The 25931-nt window shown below is 70.9% G+C and carries 22 protein-coding genes; 6 read left to right on the top strand and 16 right to left on the bottom strand.

Annotated elements, in window-relative coordinates:
• Positions 1-4: 4 nt before the first annotated feature.
• The 8 genes from ABZZ74_RS15995 to ABZZ74_RS15960 are packed head-to-tail and all read right to left on the bottom strand — an operon-like array spanning position 5 to position 7825.
• Positions 5-829: an amidohydrolase family protein gene (locus ABZZ74_RS15995; RefSeq protein WP_356765159.1), complete on the bottom strand. Its 825-nt coding sequence runs from the start codon at positions 827-829 to the stop codon at positions 5-7.
• A complete protein-coding gene (locus ABZZ74_RS15990) occupies positions 826-1140 on the bottom strand; it encodes an L-rhamnose mutarotase (protein WP_356765157.1) in 315 nt (104 codons plus the stop codon). The genes ABZZ74_RS15995 and ABZZ74_RS15990 overlap by 4 nt, the downstream gene beginning before the upstream one ends.
• Positions 1137-2096, bottom strand: a complete 960-nt coding sequence (locus ABZZ74_RS15985) for an aldo/keto reductase (RefSeq protein WP_356765155.1) — start codon at positions 2094-2096, stop codon at positions 1137-1139. Before ABZZ74_RS15985 ends, ABZZ74_RS15990 begins: the two co-directional genes overlap by 4 nt.
• A 2-nt stretch (positions 2097-2098) precedes the next feature.
• Entirely contained in the window at positions 2099-2854 is a 756-nt protein-coding gene (locus ABZZ74_RS15980; RefSeq protein ID WP_356765153.1) for an SDR family oxidoreductase, read from the bottom strand.
• On the bottom strand, positions 2851-4191 hold the full coding sequence (locus tag ABZZ74_RS15975) for an L-fuconate dehydratase (protein ID WP_208776860.1): 1341 nt from the start codon (positions 4189-4191) through the stop codon (positions 2851-2853). Before ABZZ74_RS15975 ends, ABZZ74_RS15980 begins: the two co-directional genes overlap by 4 nt.
• Before the next feature lie 31 nt (positions 4192-4222).
• Entirely contained in the window at positions 4223-5248 is a 1026-nt protein-coding gene (locus ABZZ74_RS15970) for an ABC transporter permease (protein ID WP_240858762.1), read from the bottom strand.
• Positions 5241-6758: a sugar ABC transporter ATP-binding protein gene (locus ABZZ74_RS15965; RefSeq protein WP_356765150.1), complete on the bottom strand. Its 1518-nt coding sequence runs from the start codon at positions 6756-6758 to the stop codon at positions 5241-5243. The genes ABZZ74_RS15970 and ABZZ74_RS15965 overlap by 8 nt, the downstream gene beginning before the upstream one ends.
• Positions 6755-7825: a sugar ABC transporter substrate-binding protein gene (locus ABZZ74_RS15960; protein WP_356765148.1), complete on the bottom strand. Its 1071-nt coding sequence runs from the start codon at positions 7823-7825 to the stop codon at positions 6755-6757. Before ABZZ74_RS15960 ends, ABZZ74_RS15965 begins: the two co-directional genes overlap by 4 nt.
• A 164-nt stretch (positions 7826-7989) precedes the next feature.
• Between ABZZ74_RS15960 and ABZZ74_RS15955 the strand changes: the two genes are divergently transcribed.
• Complete coding sequence (locus ABZZ74_RS15955) at positions 7990-8691, top strand: FadR/GntR family transcriptional regulator (RefSeq protein WP_356765146.1); 702 nt, start codon at positions 7990-7992, stop codon at positions 8689-8691.
• Positions 8692-8906: 215 nt separating this feature from the next.
• Here ABZZ74_RS15955 and ABZZ74_RS15950 read toward each other — a convergent pair whose 3' ends face one another.
• Positions 8907-10040: an NAD(P)/FAD-dependent oxidoreductase gene (locus ABZZ74_RS15950; protein WP_356765144.1), complete on the bottom strand. Its 1134-nt coding sequence runs from the start codon at positions 10038-10040 to the stop codon at positions 8907-8909.
• Between the two features lie 140 nt (positions 10041-10180).
• Between ABZZ74_RS15950 and ABZZ74_RS15945 the strand changes: the two genes are divergently transcribed.
• Positions 10181-10858 (top strand): TetR family transcriptional regulator, encoded by a 678-nt coding sequence (locus ABZZ74_RS15945; RefSeq protein WP_356765142.1) that lies wholly within the window; start codon positions 10181-10183, stop codon positions 10856-10858.
• A 23-nt stretch (positions 10859-10881) separates the two neighbouring features.
• Here the strand turns inward: ABZZ74_RS15945 and ABZZ74_RS15940 are convergent, their stop codons facing one another.
• The 6 genes from ABZZ74_RS15940 to ABZZ74_RS15915 are packed head-to-tail and all read right to left on the bottom strand — an operon-like array spanning position 10882 to position 20367.
• On the bottom strand, positions 10882-13902 hold the full coding sequence (locus tag ABZZ74_RS15940; RefSeq protein WP_356765140.1) for a glycoside hydrolase family 38 C-terminal domain-containing protein: 3021 nt from the start codon (positions 13900-13902) through the stop codon (positions 10882-10884).
• Positions 13903-13932: 30 nt separating this feature from the next.
• On the bottom strand, positions 13933-15990 hold the full coding sequence (locus ABZZ74_RS15935) for an endo-beta-N-acetylglucosaminidase (RefSeq protein WP_356765138.1): 2058 nt from the start codon (positions 15988-15990) through the stop codon (positions 13933-13935).
• The gene (locus tag ABZZ74_RS15930) at positions 15987-17243 is read right to left on the bottom strand and encodes a glycosyl hydrolase (RefSeq protein ID WP_356765136.1); all 1257 of its coding nucleotides are present in this window, start codon (positions 17241-17243) and stop codon (positions 15987-15989) included. The genes ABZZ74_RS15935 and ABZZ74_RS15930 overlap by 4 nt, the downstream gene beginning before the upstream one ends.
• A gap of 29 nt (positions 17244-17272) precedes the next feature.
• Positions 17273-18178, bottom strand: a complete 906-nt coding sequence (locus ABZZ74_RS15925; RefSeq protein ID WP_356765134.1) for a carbohydrate ABC transporter permease — start codon at positions 18176-18178, stop codon at positions 17273-17275.
• On the bottom strand, positions 18175-19068 hold the full coding sequence (locus ABZZ74_RS15920; protein WP_356765132.1) for a sugar ABC transporter permease: 894 nt from the start codon (positions 19066-19068) through the stop codon (positions 18175-18177). Before ABZZ74_RS15920 ends, ABZZ74_RS15925 begins: the two co-directional genes overlap by 4 nt.
• A gap of 6 nt (positions 19069-19074) precedes the next feature.
• On the bottom strand, positions 19075-20367 hold the full coding sequence (locus ABZZ74_RS15915; RefSeq protein WP_356765130.1) for a sugar ABC transporter substrate-binding protein: 1293 nt from the start codon (positions 20365-20367) through the stop codon (positions 19075-19077).
• 252 nt (positions 20368-20619) lie between these two features.
• Here ABZZ74_RS15915 and ABZZ74_RS15910 point away from each other — a divergent pair, with 252 nt between their 5' ends.
• Positions 20620-21633 carry a LacI family DNA-binding transcriptional regulator gene (locus tag ABZZ74_RS15910; RefSeq protein WP_356765283.1) on the top strand — a complete coding sequence of 338 codons (1014 nt, stop codon included), beginning with the start codon at positions 20620-20622 and terminating at the stop codon, positions 21631-21633.
• A 97-nt stretch (positions 21634-21730) separates the two neighbouring features.
• Here the strand turns inward: ABZZ74_RS15910 and ABZZ74_RS15905 are convergent, their stop codons facing one another.
• Positions 21731-22813, bottom strand: a complete 1083-nt coding sequence (locus ABZZ74_RS15905; protein WP_356765128.1) for an aldo/keto reductase — start codon at positions 22811-22813, stop codon at positions 21731-21733.
• A 160-nt stretch (positions 22814-22973) separates the two neighbouring features.
• Here ABZZ74_RS15905 and ABZZ74_RS15900 point away from each other — a divergent pair, with 160 nt between their 5' ends.
• The 3 genes from ABZZ74_RS15900 to ABZZ74_RS15890 all read left to right on the top strand — a co-directional run bounded on the left by ABZZ74_RS15900 (position 22974) and on the right by ABZZ74_RS15890 (position 25902).
• Positions 22974-23882 (top strand): AraC family transcriptional regulator, encoded by a 909-nt coding sequence (locus ABZZ74_RS15900; protein ID WP_356765126.1) that lies wholly within the window; start codon positions 22974-22976, stop codon positions 23880-23882.
• Between the two features lie 66 nt (positions 23883-23948).
• Complete coding sequence (locus tag ABZZ74_RS15895) at positions 23949-24557, top strand: GNAT family protein (protein ID WP_356765124.1); 609 nt, start codon at positions 23949-23951, stop codon at positions 24555-24557.
• A 178-nt stretch (positions 24558-24735) separates the two neighbouring features.
• Positions 24736-25902, top strand: coding sequence for a DNA gyrase subunit B (locus ABZZ74_RS15890; RefSeq protein WP_356765122.1), 1167 nt, complete (start codon positions 24736-24738; stop codon positions 25900-25902).
• Positions 25903-25931: the final 29 nt, after the last annotated feature.

The following is a 25931-nucleotide window of genomic DNA, read 5'->3' as shown; positions in this document are numbered from 1 at the left end:
TGGTCTACAGGCCGTAGACGCGGGCGGCCGTGGTCTCGAAGAGCTGGGCGTGTTCGGTAGGGGACGTCAACTGGCGGGCTGCCTCGATGACTTGTCCGTACGTCGCTCGCTCCGTGCACACCGGCCAGTCCGATCCGAACATCAGGCGGTCCGGGCCGAAGGCCTCCAGGGCCGTCTCGGTGTACGGGCGGAGGTCGTCGGTGGTCCAGCCGGCGGGGTTCGCCTCCGTGACCAGGCCGGAGAGTTTGGCGACGGTGTTGGGTCGGGCGGCGAGGGCGTGCAGGTCGGTGGACCACAGGGTCAGGGCACCCGAGGCGATCGGGGGCTTGCCCAAGTGGTCGAGGACGAAGGTGAGGTCGGGGAGGTCCGCGGCCGCCTTGGCGCAGGACGGGAGTTGGTGGGGCAGGACGACCAGGTCGTAGACCAGGCCCGCGGCGGCCACGGCCGCGAGACCACGCCGTACGTCCGGGCGCAGCAGCCATTCGGGGTCCGGCTCGCCCTGGACCTGGTGACGGATGCCCTTGAGGTACGAGCCGCCGGGGAGTTCCCGCAGCCGGGCCAGTTCGTCGGCGATGTCGGGACGGGTGAGGTCGGTCCAGCCGACCACACCGGCGATGAGGTCGTGCGCGGCGGCCAGCTCCAGGAACTCAGGGGTCTCCTCCGGCACGGTGACCGTCTGGACCAGGACCGTGCGGTCGACCCCGGCGGCCCGCGCCTCGGGTTCGAGGTCGGCGACCGTGAACGTCCGCCGCAGCGGGCTGCCCTCGGGGATCCAGTCCTGGTCGCGGGCCGCCAGGTCCCAGACGTGGTGGTGGGCGTCCACCGTCATGGCAGCTCCCAGACGACGGGCAGCCCCGCCTCCGCGCCCTCGGCGGAGTAGTCGTGGACCACGTCCAGCAGCTCCGCCATCCGGGCCTGCCAGGTGATGTTGACCGGGAGCTTCTCCAGCTCGGCGAGGAGCCGGCTGTAGTCCTCGCACTCCAGGACGTGGAAGAGGTCGGTGCCGCTGCGCCAGATGGTCCAGGAGCTCGCACCGGCCGCGCGGATGGCGTCCGTGAGCTCCTTGGGGACCTCGCGATGGGCGGCCTCGTACTCGGCGACGCGGTCCGCGCGGACCTTGGTGTGCAGGGCGACTCTCATGACGGTTCCTCGGCGGGTACGGGGGCATGGGCGGGGAGCAGTCCGGTCTCGCGCAGCTCCTGCCAGAAGGCGGCGGGCACCAGCGTCGCGAACTGGTCGGCGCAGTCGTGGACCTCCGCCGCCGAACGGGCTCCCACCAGCACGCTCGTGACAGCCGGGTGCGCCGCGCAGAAGGCGAGGGCGGCGGCCCGCAGGGTGATGCCGTGCCGCTCGGCGACCGCCTGCATGCGCAAGGCCCGGTCCAACAACTCGGGCGGCACCGCCGCGTAGTTGTAGGTCGCCCCCGGCTTCGGATCCGCCAGCAGGCCCGAGTTGAAGGCTCCCCCGATCACCACCGAGACACCTCGGGCGACGGCCGCGGGGAGGAGCTCCGTGAGCGCGCTCTGGTCGAGCAGGGTGTAGCGGCCGGCGCACAGCACCACGTCGACGTCGGTCTCGCGGACGAAACGGGTGAGCATCTCGGCCTGGTTCATCCCCGCGCCGATCGCGCCGACCACGCCTTCCGAGCGGAGCTTCTCCAGCGCGGGATAGGCCTCCCTGAAGGCCTGTTCGGCGTGGTCGTCGGGGTCGTGCAGGTAGACGATGTCGACGCGGTCGACGCCGAGCCGTTCCAGGCCGGCGTCGAGGGTGCGGCGGATGCCGTCCGCGGTGAAGTCCCACACCCGGCGGTGGGTGGCGGGGACGGCGAAGCCGTGCGCGAGGTCGTCCCCGCCGTCGGACGAGGGCTCAAGACGGCGGCCGACCTTCGTGGAGAGCGTGTACTGCTCACGCGGGTGCTCGCGCAGGACCGCGCCGAGGCGGCGTTCTGACACGCCGAGCCCGTAGTGGGGTGCCGTGTCGTAGTAGCGGATGCCGCGCTGCCAGGCGGCGGAGACGGCCTCGTACGCCTGCTCGTCGGTGACCTCGGTGTAGAGGCCGGCGATGCCGGCCGCTCCGAAACCGAGTCCGTGGGGCATGCTCACTGGCCCACCGGCCTCAGGCGCAGTCCCTGCATGCCGCCGTCGACGGCGAGGGAGGTGCCGGTGGTGGCTCCGGAGAGAGGGCTGGCCAGGTAGGCGATGGCGCCCGCGACCTCTGCGGCGGAGACCAGGCGGCCGGTGGGCTGGCGGGCCTCCAGGGCGGCGCGTTCGGCGGCCGGGTCGGAGGCCTTGTCCAGCAGGCGGCCGACCCAGGGGGTGTCGGCCGTGCCGGGGTTGACGCAGTTGACGCGGATGCCCTCGCGGACGTGGTCGGCGGCCATGGCGAGGGTCAGCGAGTACACGGCGCCCTTGGTCGCGCTGTAGAGCGCGCGCTGCGGGAGGCCGGCGGTGGCGGCGATGGAGCAGGTGTTGACGATCGCAGCGTGCCGCGATTCGCGCAGATGCGGCAGCGCGACGCGGGTCACGCGCACCATGCCGACCACGTTGACGTCCAGGACCCGGTGCCACTCGGCGTCGTCGTTGTCCTCGACGGTGCCCTGGGCGCCGATGCCCGCGTTGTTGACCACCACGTCGAGACCGCCGAGCTCGGCGACCGCGGCGGCCACCGCCTCGCGTACGGAGGTGTCGTCGGTGACGTCCGCCCGGAAGCCGAGCAGCGGTTTCTCCACCGGGGACGGGTCGAGGTCGAGGACGGCGACCTGCGCGCCGCGGGCGGCGAGGAGGTCGGCCGTGGCCCGTCCGATGCCGGAGGCTCCACCGGTGACCAGGGCCTTCAGCCCCTCGAAGTCGGTCATGCCGCCTGTCCCTTCTTCTCGTCGAGGTCGGCGACCCAGAAGTCGCCGTCGGGGAAGGTGTACCGCGCGATCGACTCGGGACGCATGGCGGCCGAGAATCCGGGCGCGGCGGGGGCCTGGTAGTGGCCCTCGCGGATCACCACCGGGTCGAGGAAGTGGTCGTGCAGATGGTCGACGTACTCGATGACCCGGTTCTCGGTGGTGCCGGTGACCGCCACATAGTCGAACATCGACAGGTGCTGGACGAGTTCGCACAGGCCGACGCCGCCGGCGTGCGGGCAGACCGGGACGCCGAACTTGGCGGCGAGCAGCAGGATGGCGAGGTTCTCGTTGACGCCGCCGACGCGGGCCGCGTCGATCTGGACGACGTCGAGCGCGCCGGCCTGCAGCAGCTGTTTGAAGACGATCCGGTTCTGCACGTGCTCGCCGGTGGCCACCTTGACCGGGGCGACGGCCTCGCGGATCGCGGCGTGGCCGAGGACGTCGTCGGGGCTGGTGGGCTCCTCGATCCAGTACGGGTCGAACTCGGCCAGCGCCTTGGTCCAGCGGATCGCCTCCGCCACGTCCCAGCGCTGGTTGGCGTCGATGGCCATGCGGATGTCCGGTCCGACGACCGAGCGGGCGACCCGGCAGCGGCGGATGTCGTCCTCGAGGTCGGCGCCGACCTTCAGCTTGATCTGGGTGAAGCCGTCGGCGACGGCCTGGGCGGCGAGCCGGGTGAGCTTCTCGTCGCTGTAGCCGAGCCAGCCGGCGGAGGTGGTGTAGCCGGGGTAGCCGCGCTCCAGCAGCCGGGCGGTGCGCTCCTCGGCGCCCGGCCTGCCCCGGCGCAGGATCTCCAGCGCCTCCACGGGGGTGAGGGCGTCGGTGAGGTACCGGAAGTCGATCTGCCCGACCAGCCACTCGGGGTCGGCCTCGGCGAGCAGCCGCCACAGGGGCTTGTCGGCGCGCTTGGCGGCGAGGTCCCACACGGCGTTGGTGACCGCGCCGATCGCCATGTGCATCACGCCCTTCTCGGGCCCGAGCCAGCGCAGTTGGCTGTCCCCGATCAGGTCGCGGTAGACCTGGCCGGGGTCGGCGCACAGTTCGTCGACGGACCGTCCGACCACATGGTGGCGCAGCGCGTGGATCGCGGCGACCTGGACATCGTTGCCCCGCCCGATGGTGAAGGTGAAGCCGTGCCCCTGCGGACCGTCCTCGTCGTCGGTGCGCAGCACGACGTAGGCGGCCGAGTAGTCGGGGTCCGGGTTCATCGCGTCGGAGCCGTCCAGCTCGCGCGAGGTCGGGAACCGGATGTCGTAGGTGTCGACCGCGGTGATGCGGACGGGCGTCGGGGACACGGAGTGCCTTTCGGTCGGGGGCTGGGAGGGGTCAGTCCTGGGCGCGGCCCGTTGTCAGGCGGGCGATCATGAGGGCGACGAGGATGATCCCGCCGTAGATGGCGTCGATCCAGAACGACGGCACCTGGGCCATGGTGAGCATGGTCTTGACCACGCCGAGCAGCAGCACGCCGGTGAGAGCCCCGAACATGGTGCCCCGGCCGCCGTCGAGGCTGATGCCCCCGATGACGGCCGCGGCGAACACCGTGAAGATCATGTTCTGGCCCTGGTTGGCGCCGATCGCGCCGACATAACCGGTGTACATCAGACCACCGAGCGAGGCGAGCACACCCGCGACGACGTAGACGCCGAGCCTGACACGGTCGACGCGGATGCCTGCGGCGCGGGCCGCTTCCAGGTTGCCGCCGATGGCGTACAGCGAGCGGCCCACGCGGTGGTACTTGAGCACCAGACCGGCGACGGCGAACGCCGCGGCGGCGACCCAGACCGACAGCGGGATGCGCAGGAACGTGGAGGTGGCCAACGAGAAGAACGCGTCCGGCATGCCGAACAGTGTCTTGCCCTTGGTGGCGCCGACCAGGAGCCCGCGCAGAATGATCAGCATCGCCAGCGTGACGATGAACGCGTTGAGCTTCACCTTCACCACGAGGATGCCGTTGAAGGCACCGATGACCGCGCCCACCAGGGGGATGGCCAGCAGGGCCAGCCCGGCGGGGAGTTCCGTGCCCCAGCCGGCCTGGGCGGCCGGCAGCACCAGGAGCGCCGCCACCGCCGGCGCGACGCCGACCACCGATTCGAGCGACAGGTCGAACTTGCCCGTGATGAGGACCAGCGACTCGGCGAGCACCACCATCGCGAGCGCGGCGGAGGAGGCCAGGATGGAGATCAGGGTGTCTTCGGTGAAGAACGAGTCGTTCAGCAGGGCACCGAGCAGAAGGAGCAGCAACAGCGCGGGAACGAGGGCGAGTTCGCGAGCGCGGCGCAACAGCACGGCGCGAGCCGACCGAGCATCGGGCACCCTCACCGGCTTCACCGGCGGAGCCTTGGTGTCAGCCATGGTCAACTCCTTCGATGGAGGCGATCAGCTCGTGGTCGCGCCAGCCCGCCGAGTGCTCGGCGACGACACGGCCGTGGAAGAGGACGAGGACGCGGTCGCAGCGCCTGAGGTCGTCGAGTTCGTCGGAGACGACCAGGACGGCGGTGCCGTCCTCGCGGGCGCTGTCCACGCGGGCGAGCAGTGACTCCTTCGACTTCACGTCGACGCCCGCGGTGGGGTTGATGAGGACCAGCAGCCTGGGGTCGGAGGCGAGGGCGCGGGCCATGACGACCTTCTGCGCGTTGCCGCCGGACAGGGCGGCGACCGGCTGCTCGGGGCCCTCGGCGTGGATGTCGAGGCGGTCGATCAGCTCGGCGGCGAAGCCGCGTCTGCGGTCGGTGCCGATGAAGCCGAAGCGGCCGAGCCGGTCCAGGACGGTCATGGTGGAGTTGTCGCCGATGCTCATGCCGGCGACCAGGCCCTGTTCGTGCCGGTCGCGCGGCACGCAGCCGACGCCGGCCTCCAGAGCGGCCTGCACCGAGCCGAACTTCAGCCGTGCGCCGTCGAGTTCGGCCGTACCACCGGTCGGGGTGCGCAGACCGGCGAAGGCCTCCGCCAGCTCGATCTTGCCGCTGGCGCTGGAGCCGGCGAGGCCGACGACCTCGCCGCGCCGGACGGTCAGGTCGACGTTCTGGTACGCCTCCGAGGTGAGCCCGCGTGCCTCGAGGAGCACGGGGGCCGCCTCATCGACGGCCCTTTCCCGCAGGCCCTGTTCGGCGATCACCTCGATGGACTCGCCCGCCATCGCCTCGACCAGGGCCGCCCTGGGCAGTTCGGCGACGGGGGCCGTGGTGATCCAGCGGGCGTCGCGCAGCACGGTGACGGTCTGGCAGACCTCGTACACCTCCTGCAGATGGTGGGAGATGAACAGGAAGGTGACGCCCGAGTCCTGCAGGCCGCGCATGCGGGCGAAGAGCCGCTCGATCTCACGGTTGTCGAGCTGGGCGGTCGGCTCGTCGAGGATGATGAAGCGGGCGCCGAAGCTCAACGCCCGGGCGATCTCCACCATTTGACGGTCCTCCACCTTGAGGTCGGCGGTGCGGGCCTCGGGGTCGACCCGGACGTCCCAGGTGTCGAGCAGCCGGGCGGCCTCGCCGCGGAGCCTGCGCCAGCTGATGAAGCCGCGCTGGAGGGGCTGGCGGTTGATGAAGAGGTTCTCGGCGACCGTCAACTCGGGTACGACGGTGGGGTGTTGGTAGACGCAGGCGACCTTGCGGCGCCAGGCGTCGCGGTCGGTGAGCGCGGGCGCGGGCTCGCCGTCGAAGCGGACCGTGCCCTCGTCGGGCGCCTCCAGTCCGGTGAGGACACGGACCAGGGTCGACTTGCCGGCGCCGTTGCGGCCGACGAGGGCGTGGGACTCGCCGGGCAGCACGGTGAGCCGGCCGTCGGCCAGGGCGGTGGTGGGGCCGTACCGCTTGACGATGTCGCGTGCCTCGACAAGCGGTACGACCGGGCTGTCGGAAGCGCTCATTTGACCGTGTTGCCCCAGAGCTTGGGGTCGTCGACGTTGTCCTTGGTGACCAGTGGCGCGGGCAGCTGGTCCTCGAGGATGCCGCTCGGCAGCTTGACGATGGTCGAGTCGTGGTCCGTCGGGCCCGGCTTGAAGGTCTTCCCGTCCATCGCCGCCTTGATGTAGTACATGCCGTACTTGGCGTAGGCGTCGGCGGGCTGGGAGACGGTCGCGTCGATCTCGCCCTTGCGGATGGCGTCGAACTCCTGCGGGATGCCGTCATTGGAGACGATGACGATGTGGCCCTTCTGGCCCGCCGCCTTCAGCAGGTTCTTCGACTTCAGGGTCTGCAGGGTGGGCGCGAGGTAGACGCCGCCGGCCTGCATGTAGATGCCCTTGATGTCGGGGTTGGCGTTGAGCAGGGTGCCCAGCTGGGAGGCGGCCGTGTCGGACTCCCACTTGGCGGGGATCTCCAGGACCTTGAGCTTGGGGTACTTCGTCTTCACGCAGGTGCGGAACGCCTGAGAGCGGTCGCGGCCGTTGACCGAGGCCAGGTCGCCCATGATCTGCACGACCTTGCCGCTGGTGACGTGCTGGCCGAGGTAGTCGCAGGCCTTGGTGCCGTAGGCGACGTTGTCGGCGCGCACCACCATGGCGACCTTGCCCTTGTCGGGCGCCACGTCCACGGCGACGACCGGCACGCCCTTGCGCTCGGCCTGGTCGAGGCCGGCCTCGATGGCGGCGCTGTCCAGCGGGGCCACGACGAGGCCCTTCACGCCCTGGTTGAGCTGGTTGTTGATGTCGGTGATCTGCTGCGAGGGGTCGCTGTTGGAGTTGACCGTCTTCAGCGCGTCGACGCCTTCGGACTTGGCCATCTTCGGCACGTAGTCGTTGTACGACTGCCAGAACGGCGAGGTCAGCAGGGGCAGGATCACCCCGACCTTGCCGGTCCCGCCGCCTCCGGCGCTGCCGGAGCCGGTGTCCTTGGTGCTGCCGCAGGCGGCGAGTAGGAGAGAGGCGCCGACGACCGCAGCCATCGCGCCGACGATCCGTGACCTGTACTGCTTGCGCGCTGTCGTGCCGGGCATGTGGGCGGCTCCTCGTTGAGCGGGTTCGAGCAGATGCCCGCATATTTATCAGACCACTTCCGGGAAACAACACCCTCCGACGGGATTTTTTCGCCTCTCCTGACGGTATTGGTCCGACCACCCTCGGGGTTAGACTGCGGCGCACCGGCGACAGGAGGAACGGCGTGGACGAGACCGCCCCGCAGAAGGGCACGGTGACGCAGCGCGCCATCGAGCGGATCAAGGCGATGATCGCCGAGGGCCGCCTCGAACCCGGCCAGCGCCTGCCGACCGAACGCGACCTCGCCTCCCAACTGGGCATGTCCCGCAGCTCGATGCGGGAGGCGATCCGCGCGCTGACGGTCCTGGGCGTCCTGGAGGCCCGGCACGGCTCGGGCATCTACGTGACGCAGCTGGAGGCCGGGGATCTGCTGGAGACGTTCGGTGTGGTGGCCGATCTCTCGCGCGGGCCACGGCTGGTGGAGCTGCTGGAGGTGCGGCGCATCCTGGAGTCGACGGCCACCGCGCTGGCGGCGGCCCGGATCACGCCGGACCAGCTGGCCGAGGTCGAGAAGCATCTCACCGCGATGAACGCCACCGACGACCCCGAGGAGATCCTCGCCCACGACCTCGCCTTCCACCGCGAGATCGCCATGGCCGCAGGCAACGACACCATGGCAGCGATCCTCGACGGCCTGTCGTCGCGGACCTTCCGCGCCCGCGTCTGGCGCGGCTACCAGGAGGAGGGCGCCTTCGCCCGCACCCGCCGCGAACACGCGGCGATCCACCGCGCCCTGGTCGCCCACGACCCCGAGGCGGCCCGCGCGGGAGCGGCCGCCCACGTGGGCGAGGTGGAACAGTGGCTACGGAGCCAACTCGGGGAGTAGCCGGATGGCGGGCGCGGTCCGCGGTTGACGGCAGCCCCGGGAGGAGCTGATCCCTGGGGGCCTGCAGCCCCGGGAGCAGCGACGCCACCTGCCGCACACCGGAACCGTCCAGACCACCAGAGAAGTGACGGGACCCCCTGGTGTCCGGGGGGACCCCGGGGCAGGCCGTCGCTTACCTCGGTCCTGGCGTCAGTGCCGCCGGTGATCCAGGGGGTTCATCCCGCCTGGCCCTTGCCCGTGAAGAAGTCGACCAAGCTGTGCGGGGCGTTCTCGCCGAGGAGGAGGTCCTGGAGCTGCGCGGATGTGGTGGCCTCGGTGGCGCTGCGCGGGAACATGGCCTCCTCGTACGCGGTGAGCGCGGACTCGGGGTCGTCCGGGTGGGCGGCGAGGGCGTTGCCGAGTTCGGCGGCGTCGTACATGGCGAGGTTGGCGCCCTCGCCGGACGGGGGCATGAGGTGGGCGGCGTCGCCGAGCAGGGTCACGCCGGGCACCCGGTCCCAACGGTGGTCGCTGGGCAGGGTGTTGATGGGCCGTGGGACCAGCGGGGTCCCACCGTCCGTGATCAGCGCGGTGAGTTCCGGCGCCCAGTCCTCGAACTCCGCGGCGACCAGCGCCCGGGCCGCCTCGGCGTCGGTGAAGTCGACTGCGTCCAGCCACTCCTGCGGCTTCACGAGCTGGACGTAGGTGTGCAGGACGCCGTCGGGCTCGCGGTGGGCGCTGATGCCCTTGCCGGGAGCGAGCGCGAAGAGGGAACCGTCACCCACGGCACGGGCGGTGGCGGGGTGTCGGATGTCGCTGTCGAAGAGGTACGTCTCGATGATGGACAGGCCCACGTACTCGGGCTTCGCCTCGGACAGCAGCGGACGGACCCGGGACCACGCCCCGTCCGCGCCGACCAACAGGCCGGTCGTCACCGTCGTACCGTCCGCGAACGTCACCTCGTGCCGGCCGTCGTCGAGAGACCGGGCCCCGGCGACCTTGTGTCCCCACCGGATCGCGTCGGCCGGCAACGAGTCGATCAGGATCCGCCGAAGGGCACCGCGGGGCACCTCCGGGCGCCGGCCCGCTCCGTCGTCGGGCTCGTCCAGCAGGACCTTTCCGTCCTTGCCCATCACCCGTGACGCCTCGGCACCCGGGTGGACGATCCCGAGGAACTCGTCGAAGAGCCCGGCCGCCTTGAGGGCGAGCTGTCCGTTGTGGTCGTGGATGTCGAGCATCCCGCCCTGGGCGCGGGACACGGGCGAGGCCTCCGCCTCGTAGACCGTCGCCGGGATCCCATGGACGTGCAGGACACGCGCGAGCGTCAGCCCGCCGAGCCCCGCGCCGATGATCGTGACGTGCGTGGTCATGGTGCTTCCTCCCCATCGCGGACCACCGGCCGGATGCCTGGCGGGTCCCTCTGGAACGCCGTTCCATCACCTCCACACTGGAACATCGTTCCAGGGGCTGTCAAGCTGGAACGGTGTTCCATCAGGGTTAGGATGAGCTCATGGCAACCAAGGCGCGTCGTCCGGAGCGACGGCAGGAACCGCTCTCCCGTGAGCGCATCGTCGGCGCCGCCGTCGAGCTCCTCGACTCCGTGGGCGAGGGCGGGCTCACGTTCCGCGCCCTGGCCGAACGCCTCGCGACCGGGCCGGGGGCGATCTACTGGCACGTGGCGGGCAAGACCGAACTCCTCGAGGCCGCCACCGACGCCGTCGTCGCCACGGCCCTCGCCGGCGACCACACCGACGCCACGCCGAACGAGGCGATCCGGGCCCTCGCGCTCGGCCTCTTCGACGCGATCGACGACCATCCCTGGGTCGGCACACAGCTCGCCCGCACCCCTGCGCAGCCGCCGATGCTCCAGGTCTTCGAACGCATCGGACGTCAGGTGCGGGCCCTTGGCGTGCCCGAGGCCGCCCAGTTCACGGCGGCGTCCGCGCTGTTGAACTACATCCTCGGAGTGGCGGGCCAGAACGCGGCCAACGCCCGGACGATCCAACCGGGCACGAACCGCGCCGAGTTCCTCGACGCGGTGGCGACCGATTGGGAGGAACTCGACCCCGATCAGTACGCGTTCACCCGCGGGGTCGCCGGTCAGCTCCGCGAGCACGACGACCGGGCCGAGTTCGCCGCCGGTATCGACCTCATCCTCACCGGGATCACCGCCCACGAGTGGCCGTGAGCGGTGAGGGCCACTCCCCCGGCTCAGGCCCGCCGCAACCGCAGTGTCATCAGCTCGAAGGGACGCAGACGTACGGCGACGCGCTCGCCGTCGACCCGTGGTGCGGCCACCTGAGGCAGCGGGCGTTCCAGCAGGTCGGTGACCGTGACGTCGGCGACCGCGAAGCCCGCGGTCAGGGTGGCCCGCGCCCGGCCGCCGTGAGCCTCGTGGAAGCGGACGACCACATCGCCGCTGCCGTCGTCGGCGAGCTTCACCGCCGTGACGACGACCGCCTCCTGATCGACCGTGACCAGCGGCGCGACCTCGCCCGCGCCGTCGACCCGCCGCTCGGGAAGGTTGATCCGCCAGCCCTCGCGCACGGCGTCCCCGATCCCGGCACCCGCCACCAGCGCGTGTCGGAAGCGGTGCACCCCCTGGTCGGTCTCGGGGTCCGGGAAGCGCGGAGCGCGCAGCAGGGAGACCCGCAGCGTGGTGGTCGTACCGCGGTCGCCGTCCGTGCGCACGGTGCGGGTCACGTCATGGCCGTACGTGGAGTCGTTGACGAGTGCGACCCCCCAGCCCGGTTCCTCCAGGTGGACGAAGCGATGGTTGCAGGCCTCGAACTTGGCCGCCTCCCAGGAGGTGTTGGTGTGGGTCGGGCGGTGGAAGTGCCCGAACTGCGTCTCGGACGCGTACCGTTCGGCGTGCACGTCGAGCGGGAAGGCGAGCTTGAGGAACTTCTCCGTCTCGTGCCAGTCGACCTCCGTCTCCAGCAGCAACCGCCGCTCCCCCGGCGGCAGCGACAGCACCTGTGTGACGCGTGAGGCGCCGAAGGTCCGGACGATCCGCACGGACCCGGCGTCCTCACCGGCGACCACCTCGTCGGCGTCCGTGAGATCGGTGACGGTGTTGCGGTAGAACTCGTCGACGTCCCAGGCGTCCCACATGTTCGGGAAGTCGGGGTGCAGCTGGAGCAGGTTGGCGGCCCGGCCCGGGGCGATCGTCTCGCGGTCGGCCTCGACGTCGTGGGCCGACACGACCAGGCCCCGGGCGTCGATCTCGACGCGCAGCAGGCCGTTGTCGAGGATGTGGCCGCCGTCGGGGCGAACCGTGCGGACCGTCCCACCCTCGGCGGTGGGTGTGCCGGCGCCGCCGGCCAGGACGCCGTGGCGGGTGTGCGGGGCGGAGTTGAAGAGGAGGGGGGTCGATCCTTCGCCGGCCAGGGCGTGTTGGGCCCCTGTGATGATGGTGTTCAGCTCGGCGGCCAGGCGTTCGTATGTCGCCCGTGCCTCGCGGTGGACCCAGGCGATCGACGATCCCGGCAGGATGTCGTGGAACTGGTGCAGCAGCACCGTCTTCCAGATGCGGTCCAACTCCTCGTAGGGGTAGGGGAATCCGGTCCGTACGGCCGCCGTCGCCGCCCACAGTTCCGCCTCGCGCAGGAGGTGCTCGCTGCGGCGGTTGCCCTGCTTGGTCTTCGCCTGGCTGGTGAGGGTGGCGCGGTGGAGTTCGAGGTACAGCTCGCCGACCCAGACGGGCGGTTCGGGGTACTCGGACTCGGCCTTCTCGAAGAACTCGCGCGGGGTCTCCCAGGCGACGGTCGCCGAGCCCTCCAGGTCCCTGAGGCGGGCCGCCTTCGCGACCATCTCCCGGGTCGTACCGCCTCCGCCGTCACCCCAGCCCGTGGGTGCCAGGGAGTGCCGGGCGACTCCCTTGTCCTTGAAGTTGCGGGCCGCGTGGGCGATCTCGCTGCCCTTCATCGAGCAGTTGTAGGTGTCGACCGGCGGGAAGTGCGTGAAGATCCGGGTGCCGTCGATGCCCTCCCAACGGAACGTGTGGTGGGGGAACTTGTTCGTCTGCGACCAGGAGATCTTCTGCGTCAGCAGCCACTTGGAGCCGGCCGCCTTGATGATCTGCGGCAGTCCGGCGGCGAAGCCGAAGGTGTCGGGCAGCCAGGCCTCCTCGTTCTCGATGCCGAACTCGTCCAGGAAGAACCGCTTGCCGTGCACGAACTGACGGGCCATCGCCTCCGAGCCCGGCATGTTGGTGTCCGACTCCACCCACATCCCGCCCGCCGGCACGAACCGCCCGTCGGCCACCGCCTTCTTCACCCGCGCCCACACCTCGGGCCGGTGTTCCTTCACCCAGGCCCACTGCTGGGCCTGCGACATGGCGAAGACGAAATCGGGCTCGTCGTCCAGCAGCGCCGTCATGTTGGAGGTCGTACGGGCCACCTTGCGCACCGTCTCCCGCAGCGGCCACAGCCACGCCGAGTCGATGTGCGCGTGGCCGACGGCGCTGATGCGGTGGGCGGACGGGGCGGCGGGCCCGGACAGGACACCGGTCAGGCGTGAACGAGCCTCGCCCGCGGAGCCGTTGACGTCCTGCAGGTCGATCGCGTCCAGGGCCCGCTCGACCGCCCGCAGGATCTCCCAGCGCCGGGCCGACTCCACGGGCAGTTCGGCCATCAGCTCGCCGAGCACCTCCAGGTCGATCACCAGCTGCCACACCGTCTCGTCGAAGACCGCGAGGTCCATGCGGGTGAGGGTGTACTGCGGCTCGCTGCCGGCGGTGTCCTTGTCGCCCAACGGGGTGGGCAGGAAGGGGTGGTAGTCGAGGATGACGGGGTTGGAGGCGGCCTCGACGTGCAGGCGCACCTCCTCGCCGCCCTCGACGGGTGCGCCGATGCGGACCCACTGGTTGCGGGGGTTCAGGCCCTTCACCGGGGTGCCGTCGGGCCGGTAGACCAGGCCCTCGCACTGGAAGCCGGGCATGTTCTCGTCGAAGCCGAGGTCGAGCAGCGCCTCGACCGTCCGGCCCGCCCACTCCCTCGGGACGGTGCCGGTGACACGGAACCAGCTCGTCCCCCATGGAGCACCCCACCGAGCCCCCACCGTGATCGGCTCGGGCTCGGCCGCGATCCCTTCCGCGACCGGTACCGGCTCACCGGGCGCGTGCCACACCGCCACCTCCAGCGGTACGGACTCCGGGTACACGGCGGGCCGGACGCGCTCCTCGAGAACGCGCTTGAGACGGGCCTCGACCAGGCTGCGGTCGTCATGCATACGGGGTGCTCCAAGGCTGGGGACGGACGGTTACCAGGGGTGGGTCAGGGTGACGGGCGCCGACGAGGTGTACAGCTCCCCCACGGCACGCAGTTCGAACCGCGCGGCCGGCTCGCCCTGTTCGGGCTGGAGGCCGGAGACGAAGTACGCCTTCTGGCAGGTGCCCCCGAGGAAGCGCCGGGTGCCGTCGGCGAGGAGGCGGTGCAGGGTGTACTGGCGTACGTCACCGGGTGCGGCGTTCCAGGCGAACCGCAGGTCGCCGCCGGAGGCTGCCGTGACGCGCAGGTCGGAGGGGGCGGCCGGGGTGATGAGCGCGTCCCGCACGGCAAGGGCGCCGAGCCGCCACGTGACCGGGCCGTCGGTGGCGGTGAGCCGTACCCCGACGGCGTGGACCGTGCCGGTCAGGGCGGTGAGCGGCACGGTCACCGTCTCCCAGCCGTTGACCGCCGTCACCCGCACGCCCTGCCGCCGTCCCCGGTGGTGCTGTCCCTTGTTGACCTCTTTCACAGGCAGGTACGAGTACGGCGGTGTCTCACCCGGCGCGCTCGGCTCGCCCAGGGCGACGGCGAGCTCGACGTTCACAGCACCCGCGTCCGTCCGATGGGTCAGCTCGACAACCGTGTCGACACCGGCCGGCAGCCGTACCGCGTACACGTCCAGCACCACCGGCTCGTCGAGTTCACCGTCCACCAGCACACTGCTGCCGCCTCGCCAGGCGTCCGCGAAGTCGAAGGAGACGGCCGGCCGCTGCCCCTCCGTCCGCAGCACCCATCGCCGGGACGGCAGACGGTCCTGGAGCCCGAGGTGGTTCCACGGGGCGTCAGAGGTGACCGCCCCGTCCTCGTACCAGCGCAGTCCGTGCCCCGTGTTGAAGGTGCTGGCGAACGGCAGGTCGCTCACCGTCGACCGGTCCGCGACCGACACCGCGGGCGCCCGCCAAGGGTCACCGGCGTCGGGCTTGGACGGATCCAGTGACCGCCCGGTCCAGAACCGGTCGTCCGCCGCGTGGAAGTCACCCGGCGTCCGCGAGGTGGGCAGGTGGTTGCGGGTCCACTCGGGCCGGTACAACCCGATCGACGTCACATGGGCCTTGGTGGTCGGCACGATCGCGTCCCAGTCGACGGAGGTGTTCGACCCGTTGGACTCGACGTCGACGCCCGCCCACAACTCGTATCGGCTGCGGCCGAGTTGGCCGGCCTTGCTCCCGGAGGAGGCGAGGGTGCCCGCCGTCCAGCGGAAGTCGACGAACATGTCGTCGGCGGCCTGGAAGAAGGCCTGGTTCTGGCTGTTCAGCGCTCCCTGCCAGCTCACCGTCCCGTTCACGGTCATCGCGTCGTACCAGGTCACGCGCTGTCCGCGAGCCGCCGCCAGCGCCTTCAGCTCCTTGACGAAGCCCAGCATGTCCGCGCCCAGCGCGCTGTTCCCGCCACCGGTCTCGGCGTTGACGAACCAGCCGTCGAAACCGTACGCCGCCGCCACGGCCACGAGTTGGGCCGCGAGGGGGTAGTGCCCGGAGGCGTCCTTCTGCACCAGGTCCCGGGTCCACTGCAGTTGGCCGCCGTACGCGGTGGGCGGCAGGAAGATGTTGCCGAGGACCGGCACGCCGTGGCGGTGGGCGGCGTCGACGACGGGCGCGTTCGGGGCGAGGATCAGCCCCTCGCCGGACGAGCCGCCCCAGAACACGAGTTCGTCGAGGTAGGCCCAGTGGGTGAGGGCGTAGTAGTCGGCGGTGGCCGATCCCTGGGAGGGGTTGCTCGAGGTCGGTCCGAAGGACACCAGCGACTGGACGCGGGCCTGCCCGGAGCGGGCCGTCGTGTTCGCCGGGGTCGGGGTGAAGCGCGGCGCGAGCGGCACGGAGGCGGCGTTGAAGGCGAGGTCGGCGTCACCGGCGGCCGTCCAGGACTTCAGGCTCCGCCAGGTGATGCCGGTGCCGGGCGTGCCCGAGGGCAGCGAGTCCGGGTACCAGTAGGAGGCGTACGGCGGGGTCGCGGTGGCGTCGGCCCGGCGGGTCGCCGCGACGGCGGGCAGGGGCGGCAGCAGGGCGGCCGCGGCGCCGGCGAGCAGGACGGTGCGTCTGGTGGGGTTCACGAGCTGGTGTCTCCTTGTGGGGTGGGGAGTACCTGTTCGGGAGTGACGACTTCGGTGATGCCGCGTACGGCGAGGTGGTCCTTGTCGTCCGCGCGGGTGTCCAGGACGGTCGTGGGCCGGGCGCCGTCGGCGGTCAGCCGGAAGAAGGCGTCGAAGACCGGGCCGCCGGGCGCGCAGTGGGACCGTACGGCCGGATCGGCGGGGACGACGAGGGCGGTGGTGCGCGGCGCGGGCGCCCTGTGTTCGCGCGCCGCCGCGGCGGCCAGGACGCGTGCCGTGTCCTTGGGGCTCCGGTCGTTCGTCAACAGTCCGAGTCCGTATTCGAGTTCGGGAAAGTCGGCGAGGTTGCGGGAGACGTCGTGGGAGCACCACCAGGTGATGCCCCACAGGTCGGGGCAGTCCAGGGCGCTCGCGACGGTGGCCTCGGTGAAGGTGGCCGCGTGCTCGGGCGGGATGAGGGGTGCGGGGGCGCCGACCTCCTGGAGCCAGACGGGGCGGTTCGGGTCATCGGCCCAGGCCCTGCTCAGTTCGATGAGGTACGCGGCGTGGTGTTCGGTCGGCACGGAGGTACGGCCGTGGCGCTGGGCGGTGCCGTTGAAGACCCAGGAGTGCACGGCCGTGAGGGCGCCGTGCCGGGCGGCCTGGGCCGGGGTGAACGGCATGTCGTCCTGGTACCAGGTGGCGTCGTACTCGGCGTGCAGATGCAGCTTGCCGGGGGCGCCCTTCTCGCAGGCGGTCAGCATGCGCTCCAGCCACGCGTCGATCTGCGCCGCGGAGGCTCTGTCCGGGTCGGGGTGCGGGCCGGCCGAGAACTGGTTGACCTCGTTGCCGAGCGTCATGCCGAGGAAGTTGGGGCGGTCGGCGAGGGCGGCGGCCAGGGTGCGGAGATAGGCGGCCTGGCCGTCGACGACGTCCGGGTCGGTGAAGAGGTTGCGCCGGTGCCAGGTGCGGATCCAGGCGGGCAGGAAGTCGAAGCTGCTCAAGTGCCCTTGCAGTCCGTCCACGTTGACGTCCAGGCCGCGTTCGGCGGCGGCGTCCACCAGGGCCACGAGCTGTTCGACGGCCCGTGGGCGGATCAGGGTGCGGTTGGGCTGGAAGTACGGCCACAGCGGGAAGACCCGGACGTGGTCCAGGCCGAGCGCGGCGATCGAGTCGAGGTCGGCGCGTACGGAGTCGAGGTCGAAGTCGAGCCAGTGGTGGAACCACCCATCGCTGGGGGTGTAGTTGACGCCGAAGCGCACGGCAGGAGGCATGCGGTGTCCTTGGTACTCGTAGACGGCGATCAGCCCTTGACGGCCCCCTCGCCCACCCCGCGGAAGAAGTACCGCTGCAGACAGGCGAAGAGGGCGATCAGCGGGGCGACGGCGATGACCGTTCCCGCGGCGACGAGGCGTTCGTCGTTGGCGAAGGTGCCGTGCAGGTAGTTGAGGCCGATGGTCAGCGTGAACTTGGACGGATCGCTGAGCACGATCAGCGGCCACAGGAAGTCGTCCCAGGCGCCCATGAAGGCGAAGATCGCCACGACGGCGACGGTGCCGCGCACCGAGGGCAGCGCGATGCGCAGGAACCGCTGCCAGACGTTGGCGCCGTCGACATAGGCGGCCTCCTCGATCTCGTACGGCAGGTTGAGGAAGGCGTTGCGCATCAGCAGTACGTTCATGGCGGCGATGCAGCCGGGCAGGACGACGCCGACGAGGGTGTTGTTGAGCCCGAGTTCCCGCATGGTGGTGAACTGGGCGATGATGATGCCCTCGACGGGTACGAGCATCGCCAGGATGAAGACGAGGGTGGCGACGCGGCGGCCGCGGTAGCGCAGCCGGGCCAGGGCGTAGCCGGCGAGGCCCGAACCGACGCAGTTGGTCACGACGTTGGCGGCGGCGACCTTGAGGGAGTTCAGCGCGTAGTCCCACACCGGGATGGTGTCGGCGACCCGCTCGTAGTTGTGCAGGGTGGGGTGGCCGGGCAGGAACTTCGGCGGCGAGCTGAAGATGTCCTCCGTGGGACCTTTGAGCGAGGTGGACAGCTGCCACAGGAACGGGCCGACGGTCAGCGCGAGGACGGCGAGCAACAGCACGTACCGCAGGAGGAGTTCTCCCACCCGGATGCGGCGGCCGTGTTCGTCGGTGACGCGGGGCTCGCGGGGGACGTCGGGCCGCGAGACGGGCCGTACCTTCTCCATGACGCTCATGACTCGTCCCTCCGGTCGGCGCGCAGCACCAGCAGCATCAGCGCGACGGTGACGACGAAGACGACGAGCGAGATGGCGGAGGCGTAGCCGACGCGGCCGGTCAGTCCGGTGCCGGTGCGCTGGACCAGCATGACGAGGGTGGTGTCCTCGCCTGCCGGTCCCCCGCTGGGGCCCGCCATCAGGTACACCTCGGAGAAGACCTTGAAGGCGGCGACCGAGGACAGCGCGCCGACCAGGACCATCGTCGAGCGGACGGCGGGCACGGTGACCGTGAGGAAGCGGCGGACCGCGCCGGCGCCGTCGACGGCGGCGGCCTCGTGGAGTTCGCGAGGGACGTTCGCCAGCGCGGCCAGATAGATGATCATGTAGTAGCCGAGGCCCTTCCAGACGGTCACGGCCATGGCGCTGAACAGCAGCAGCCACTGGTCGCTGAGGAAGCCGACGCGGCCGACCCCGACGGTCTCCAACAGGGAGTTGATCAGGCCGCGTTCGTCGAGGAGCCACACCCAGATCAGGCCGACCACGACGATCGAGGCGACGACCGGCGTGTAGAAGGCGGACCGGAAGAAGGTGATCCCGGGGATGTTCTTCTGCACCAGAAGCGCGAGCAGCAACGGCAGGACGATGAGGGCGGGGACGACGCAGACGACGTACAGCGTGCTGTTGCGCAGGCCGATCCAGAACATGTCGTCGTGCAGCAGCTCACGGAAGTTGGCGAGCCCGACGAACTTCCCCGGGACGAGGGTGCGGCGGTCGGTGAAGGCGCCCACGACCGTGGAGACGAACGGGTACAGGATGAACACGCCGGTGATCAGCAGTCCGGGCGCGGCGAACAGCCAAGGGCTGCTCGGCAGTTGGCGCCGTACCCGGGTGACGGTCGAGGTGGCCATCGCGCGTCAGCCCTGCTGCTGGAGCAGTGTGTTGCAGGCCTTGACAGCGTTGTCGAGAGCCGCCTTGGGGCTCTCCTTGCCCTGCAGCGCCTTGGCCACCTCGTTGCGCAGGGCCGTCTTCATCTGGTCACTGAACAGCACGGGCGTGTAATTGACCGCGTTCTTCAGGGACTTGGCGGCGGCGATCCGCACCCGTGTCTCGTCCGTGCCGTCCTCCTTGGTGAAGTAGGGGTCCTCCAGGGAGCCGGCGGTGCTGGGGAAGATGGCGACCTTCTTGGCGAAGGACATCTGGTGCTCGGCGTCGGTGACGTAGTGCGCGAAGGCGACGGCGGCCGGGGTGCGCTTGGTCCTGGAGTTGACCATCACGCCCATGACGTACATGTTGACGTGGCCGGTGCTGGTGATCTGGTCGGTGATGCCGATGTTCTTGTACAGGTTCGGCGCCTGCTTCTTGAAGTTGTCGAGGTCGAGGGCGCTGCCCGGGTTCATGGCGACGGCCTCGGTGAGGAACTTCTTGCCCGACGACTCCGGGGTGGCGGTCAGCGCCTGTGGGTCCAGCGCCTTGGCGTCGTACAACTCCTTGTACTTGCTGAGCAGTTGGACGCCCTTGGCGTCGTTGAAGGTGAAGGCGGTGCCCTGCTTGTTCATCAGCTCCACGCCGTAGCGGCCGAAGTCCTCGATGGTGGGGACGTTGGCGAGGGTGGCGACCTTGCCGTCGCTCTTGTGCGCCATGGTCAGGGCGTCGGCGAAGAGGTCGTCGTACGTCTTCGGCGGGCTGTCGGGGTCGAGTCCGGCCTTCGTGAACAGCGACTTGTTGTAGAAGAGCGGGCCCGTGTTGAGGTACCAGGGGAAGGCATAGGTGCCGGTCATGCCCGGTATCTGATGGCTGGCCCAGGCACCCGGCAGGTACTCCTTCTTGTACTTGGCCGCCGCCTTGTCGAGGTCGAGCGCGAGGCCGGCCTTGGCGAGCGGGGCGACCAGGTCCGGGGAGACGTTGACGACGTCGGGCAGGGTGCCGCCCGCCGCGTCGGCGCTGATCTTGTCGGCGTACCCCTCGGCGGGCTGGTCGATCCACTTCACGTGGGTGCCGGGGTACTGCTTCTCGAAGTCGGCGATCACGCCGTCGAAGTACGACTTGAAGTTGGCGCGCAGGTTCCAGGTCTGGAAGGTGATGTCGCCCTCGACCTTGCCGGAGGCGTCGCCCGATCCGCCGTCGTCGCCTCCCGAACCGCACGCGCTGAGCGGCAGGACGAGGGCGACGAAGGCGGCTGCGGCAAGGGTTCTGCGGGAAACGGACACGACTGAACGGCCTCCTTGGGCAACGGGGTCGGTGCTGCGGGGTTGGCCAACGACGCAGACCCTGCACGCCGTTTCCTCGGCCCGTCAATGGAACCGGAGGAGCTAATCGCATTAGTTGCTAATGCGCATTAGGTTCTTGCGGCTGAACCGCATTAGTGCCTACCCTCCTGGAATCCGTCCGCCTATGCGCCGCTGAATGTTGAATGGGGAATCACCGTGTCAGGCAAGCGGTCGCCCGCGCGTCGGCCGACGATGAAGGACATCGCGCGCCATGCCGGGGTCTCCCAGAGCGCCGTCTCCTTCGCGCTCAACGGCCGGCCGGGCGTCTCCGAGGGGACGCGTGAACGGGTGCGCCAGGTCGCCGAGGAGCTCGGCTGGCGGCCCAGCACCGCGGCCCGCCAGCTGTCCGGGGAGGGCACGGCGACGGTCGGATTCGTGCTGGCCCGCCCCGCGGACACCCTCGGGGTCGACTCCTTCTTCCTCCAACTCGTCTCGGGCATACAGGAGGTGCTGGCGGAACGGCATCTGGGCCTGCTGTTCCAGGTGGTCGAGGACGTCGACGACGAGTGCGCGGTCTACCGGCGCTGGTGGGCCGAGCACCGCGTGGACGGCGTCCTCGTCGTCGACCCGCGCACCGCCGACCCGCGCCCCGACCTGCTGGACGAACTCGGCCTGCCCGCCGTGGTGATCGGCGGCGCCCCCGACGAACGTCACCCCGGCCTGTCGACGGTCTGGGCGGACGACGCGGGCGCGATGGCCTCGGTCGTGGACGAGTTGTACGCGCTCGGCCACCGCCGGATCGTGCACATCGCGGGCCTGCCCGGCCTGGCCCACACCGAGCGCCGCATCCGCACCCTGCGCGCCGAGGCGGAGCGCCGGGGTCTGGCCGAGGTGGAGTCGGTGACCACCGACTACTCCGACGCGGAGGGCGCCGCCGTCACCCGCCGGGTCCTGGGACGCCCCGCTCCCCCGACCGCGCTGATCTACGACAACGACGTGATGGCCGTGGCCGGCGTGGCCACCGCCGCCGAACTGGGCTTCTCCGTACCGGCCGACGTGTCGGTGCTGTCCTGGGAGGACTCGGCCCTGTGCCGGATGGTCAAGCCGTGGCTGTCGGCGCTCTCCCGTGACAGCGTGGAGTTCGGCCGTACGGCGGCACGGGAGCTGACCGCCCTGGTGGACGGCGGCCCGGCACGGACGGTGCAGGTGCCGGTGCCCCAGGTCATCGTGCGGGACAGCACGGGGGCGGCACGGGCACCCGCATAGCTCGCCCGCCACGACCGGCTCGCCCGGCTCCAACTCGTCACCGGCCGTTGCGGACCCGCCTAGCGGCCGCCCTTCGCGCCACAGCCCCGGACCCGGCTCAGTAGCGGACGGCGCTCGCCAGCAGCGGTGGGTAGACCGCGCTCGGTTCGCCGTCCACGGTGGCGCCCGCGTACTTCAGCATCCGGCCGACGCGCTGGTTGAGGTCGTACGGGAAGTTCAGCGTGGGGGCCGACACCTCGTCCAGGGTCGCCGTCTGTTCCGGGGTGAGCCGGACGTCGAGGCCGGCGAGGTTGGCCTCGAAGTGCTCCAGGGTGCGCGGGCCGATGATCGTGGAGCTGACGCCGGGACGGTCCCGCAGCCAGGCCAGCGCGACGGCCGCCGGGCTCGCGCCGGTCGCCTCGGCGACCGTGGCGAGCGCCTCGATCACGGTGAACTGGACGTCGCTGGGCTGCCCGAGGACGGCCGCCCGCCTGACATCGGCCGAAGTGGCCCGGCCCCGCCGGTACTTGCCGGACAAGTAGCCGCTCTTCAGCGGGCTCCACGCCAGCACGCCCATCCCGGTGTCCTGCGCGAGCGGGATCAACTCGCCCTCGATGGTGCGCTCCAGCAGCGAGTACTCCATCTGCAGCGCGGTGACCGGCGTCCAGTCGCGCAGCAGGGCGGTGGTGTGGGCCTTGGCGGTGAACCAGGCCGGGGTGTCCGAGAAACCGACGTAACGGATCTTGCCCGCGGTGACGAGGTCGTCGAGGGTGCGCAGGGTCTCCTCGACCGGAGTGGACCGGTCGTGGTTGTGCAGCCAGTACAGATCGATGTAGTCGGTACGCAGCCGCCGTAGCGAGTCCTCCAGCTGGCCGATGATCGCCTTGCGGCTCGCGCCGCCGCCGTTGGGGTCGCCGAGATGGAGGTTGCCGTAGAACTTGGTGGCCAGCACCAGGCGGTCGCGCACGCCGGGGCGGGCGGCGAGAAAGTCGCCGAGGATCGCCTCCGAGTGGCCGTTGGTGTAGAAGTTCGCGGTGTCGACGAAGTTGCCGCCTCGGTCGAGATAGGCCTGCAGGATCTTCTCGGCCTCCTCGACGGTGCAGCCGAAACCGCCGTCCTCGCCGAAGTTCATCGCGCCGAGGCAGAAGGGGCTGACCTTGAGTCCGCTGCGGCCGAGGCCGACGTACGAGTCGAGTGCCATGAAATGCTCCCTGAGAGAGTCGCACCGGAAGGGACTCTTCGAGGAAACCAGCCTGACCAGGGAAGTTGTTAGTGCGATCCCATCGGTCTCTTGCACGATCCTGTCGAATGGGCCGGGACCGGCGGTTGCGCCCGGCACGCCCACGGCGTTCACTCGGAGCGTGTCCCTCGATGAGCTGCGCACCCTGATCGCCCGCCACGCGGGCCGGTCCAGCACCACGGCGGTCGACGGTCTGCTGCTGTCCGCCGACCACGGTCCCACTCCCCCGCGCGCCGGGATCGCCGACCCCGTGCTCGGTGTCGTCGCGCAGGGCAGGAAGCGGCTCGTGCTGGGCGACAGCGTCTACGAGTACGGCGCCGGCCAGTATCTGATCGTGCCGCTCGGCCTGCCGGTCACCGGCCATGTGGTCGAGGCCAGCACCGAACGTCCGCTGCTGGGCGCCGGGTTGGCGCTGCGCCCCGCGGCCATCGCCTCGCTGCTGCTGGAGACGGGCGCCGGGCCCGGTGGCAGGGCGGCGGCGCCCGGTCTGTCGGTGAGCGAGGCGCCCGCCGACCTCCTCGACGCTCTGGTCCGCATGGTCCGCCTGCTCGACCACCCCGCGGACGCGCCGGTCCTCGCCCCGATGATCGAACGGGAGATCCTGTGGCGGCTCATCAACGGCGAACAGGGCGCGCTGGTACGGCAGATCGGGCTGGCCGACAGCCGGGTCGCGCAGATCGGCCGGGCTCTGCGCTGGATCCGCGACCACTACACACAGCCGCTGCGCGTGGAGGAACTCGCCCGGAGGGCCGGGATGAGCCCGTCCCCCTTCCACCGCCACTTCCGCGCGCTGACCGCGATGACGCCGGTGCAGTACCAGAAGCAGATCCGGCTCCAGGAGGCCCGGCTGCGGCTGATGAGCACGGGCGAGGACGTCGCCACCGTCGGTTTCGCGGTCGGTTACGACAGCGCCTCCCAGTTCAGCCGCGAGTACCGCCGCCACTTCGGGCTGCCGCCGGGGCGGGACGCGGTACGGCTGCGGGCCGACCGGCGCGAGGAGGTGACCGCCGGGTCCGCGGCGCCCTGGTGAGGGGGAGGGCGGTAGGTGCCCGCATATTGGATTGCCGCGGTCGGCCGGGTCGGATAGGAAGCCTCCATGCTGAAGGGCGAGAAGGTGGGACTCAGGGCCCGCCACGAGGACGACATGCCGGTGCTGCGGGCCGAGCTCTACGACGACGTGGTCAACTCCTCGCGGGCGGAAGGCGGGCCATGGCGGCCGGTCTCGCCCGGTTCGAAGGATCCGCGGCTCGTGGCGGACGCCATGAAGGAGGGCCATGTCCCCTTCTCCGTGGTGGAGTTGGACGGCGGCACGCTGGTCGGCACTGCGACGCTGTGGGGCATCGACAACCACAACCGCCTCGGGCACATCGGGCTCGGCCTCCTGCCGTCCTCGCGCGGCAAGGGCTACGGCACCGACGTGGTCGCGGTCCTGTGTCACTACGGCTTCGTCGTCCGCGGCCTGCAACGCCTCCAGATCGAGACGCTGGCCGACAACCACGCGATGCTGCGCGCCGCCGAACACAACGGCTTCGCCCGCGAGGGCGTACTGCGCTCCTCGGCCTGGGTGATGGGCGAGTTCCTGGACGAGGTCCTGCTCGGCCTCCTGGCCCAGGAGTGGAAGCAGAACGCGAAGAGCCAGCCCGCGGGCAGCCGCGCCGGGACCCTGAAAACAGGGGGCCTGGAGGCGTCCCAGACGGGGTGGTGAGCGGCCTCGGCGGGGTCGCCGGCCTCTTTTCGGCCCCCTGCGCTCCCCCTGTGCCGCCCGTCGCCCCGCGGGCCCTCTCCCGCTCGTCCGCAGCTTCGACAAAGCCGCCCTGACCTGGCCTTTTCCTGGATTTCTCCTAGGGTGGGGACATCCGCCGGACGCCATGGGAGGGGTCTTCGTGAGTGGGGAAGGCATGCGGTACGACGCTTCTGATATCGAGGTGCTGGAGGGGCTCACAGCCGTTCGTAAGCGGCCCGGGATGTATGTCGGCTCCACCGGTGAACGCGGTCTGCACGAGCTGGTGTTCGCGGTCGTGAGCGAGGCGGCGAACGACGTCCTGGCCCAGGGGGCCGGCCGCGTCGACGTCACGCTCATGTCCGACGGCGGTGTGCGGGTCACCGACGACGCACCGGCGGCTCCCTTCGAGGCACCGGCCGCCGGGGACACCGGCGGACCGGGTCTCGAAGCCCTGTTGACCACCCTGTACGCCGGGGCCGAACCCGGTGACCGGCACTCCGTGTACGTGGGCCACTTCAATCTCGGTCTCGTCGTCGCCACTGCGCTGTCGAGCCGACTGACCGCCGAGGTGCGGCGTGAGGGGATGCGCCGGGTCCAGGAATACGCGCGCGGTGTCGCCCTCGCCCCGCCCGCCGCCGTGGGATCCGCGACCGGCACAGGCAAGACCATCGCCTTCTGGCCCGACACCGAGACCTTCGAGACGACACGGTGCTCGTTCGCCGTACTCGCGGAGCGCTTCCGGCAGGTGGCCTTCCTCTACCGGGGGCTGGAGATCTCACTGACGGACGAACGCCCGGCAGGACAGGCGCGGTTGGTGCGGTTCCACTTCCCTGAAGGCGTACGGGACTTCGTGGCCGCGCTGGACGCGGGGGCCGGCGGGCACGTCCATCCGGACGTCATCGGCTTCGAGCGGGAGGACCCGCGGATGGCGGGCACGATGGAGATCGCCCTTCACTGGGGCGGGACGGACGCGGAGGGCGTCCGCGGCTTCGTCAACGGCCGGGCCACCCGGGAGGGCGGCACGCATGTGGACGGGTTCCGCGACGGGGTGACGGCCGCCGTCACCGCGAACGCGCGCGAGCGGGGACTGCCGACCGCCACGGACACCGGCTCGCTCGCCGACCGGATCGGCCGGGGCCTGACGGCGGTCGTGTCGGTGAAGCTGGACCGCCCCGAGTACCTCGGCCCCATCCGCGGACTGCTCGGCAACACCGAGGTGCGCGCCTGTGTCGCCGAGGCAGTGCACCACCATCTCCGCGCCTGGTTCGAGGAGCACCCGGAGCGCGCGGAGGCGGTCGTCGGGGAGATCGTCCGAACTCCGGCGTGACGGGGCCGTAGCCGGTCAACCGCCGGACA

It is taken from the genome of Streptomyces sp. NPDC006476 (genome assembly GCF_040612015.1).
GTDB classification, from domain to species: Bacteria; Actinomycetota; Actinomycetes; order Streptomycetales; family Streptomycetaceae; genus Streptomyces; species Streptomyces griseorubiginosus_B.
Note: the sequence above shows the minus strand (reverse complement) of the source record. Positions and strands in the feature narration are given on the sequence as shown.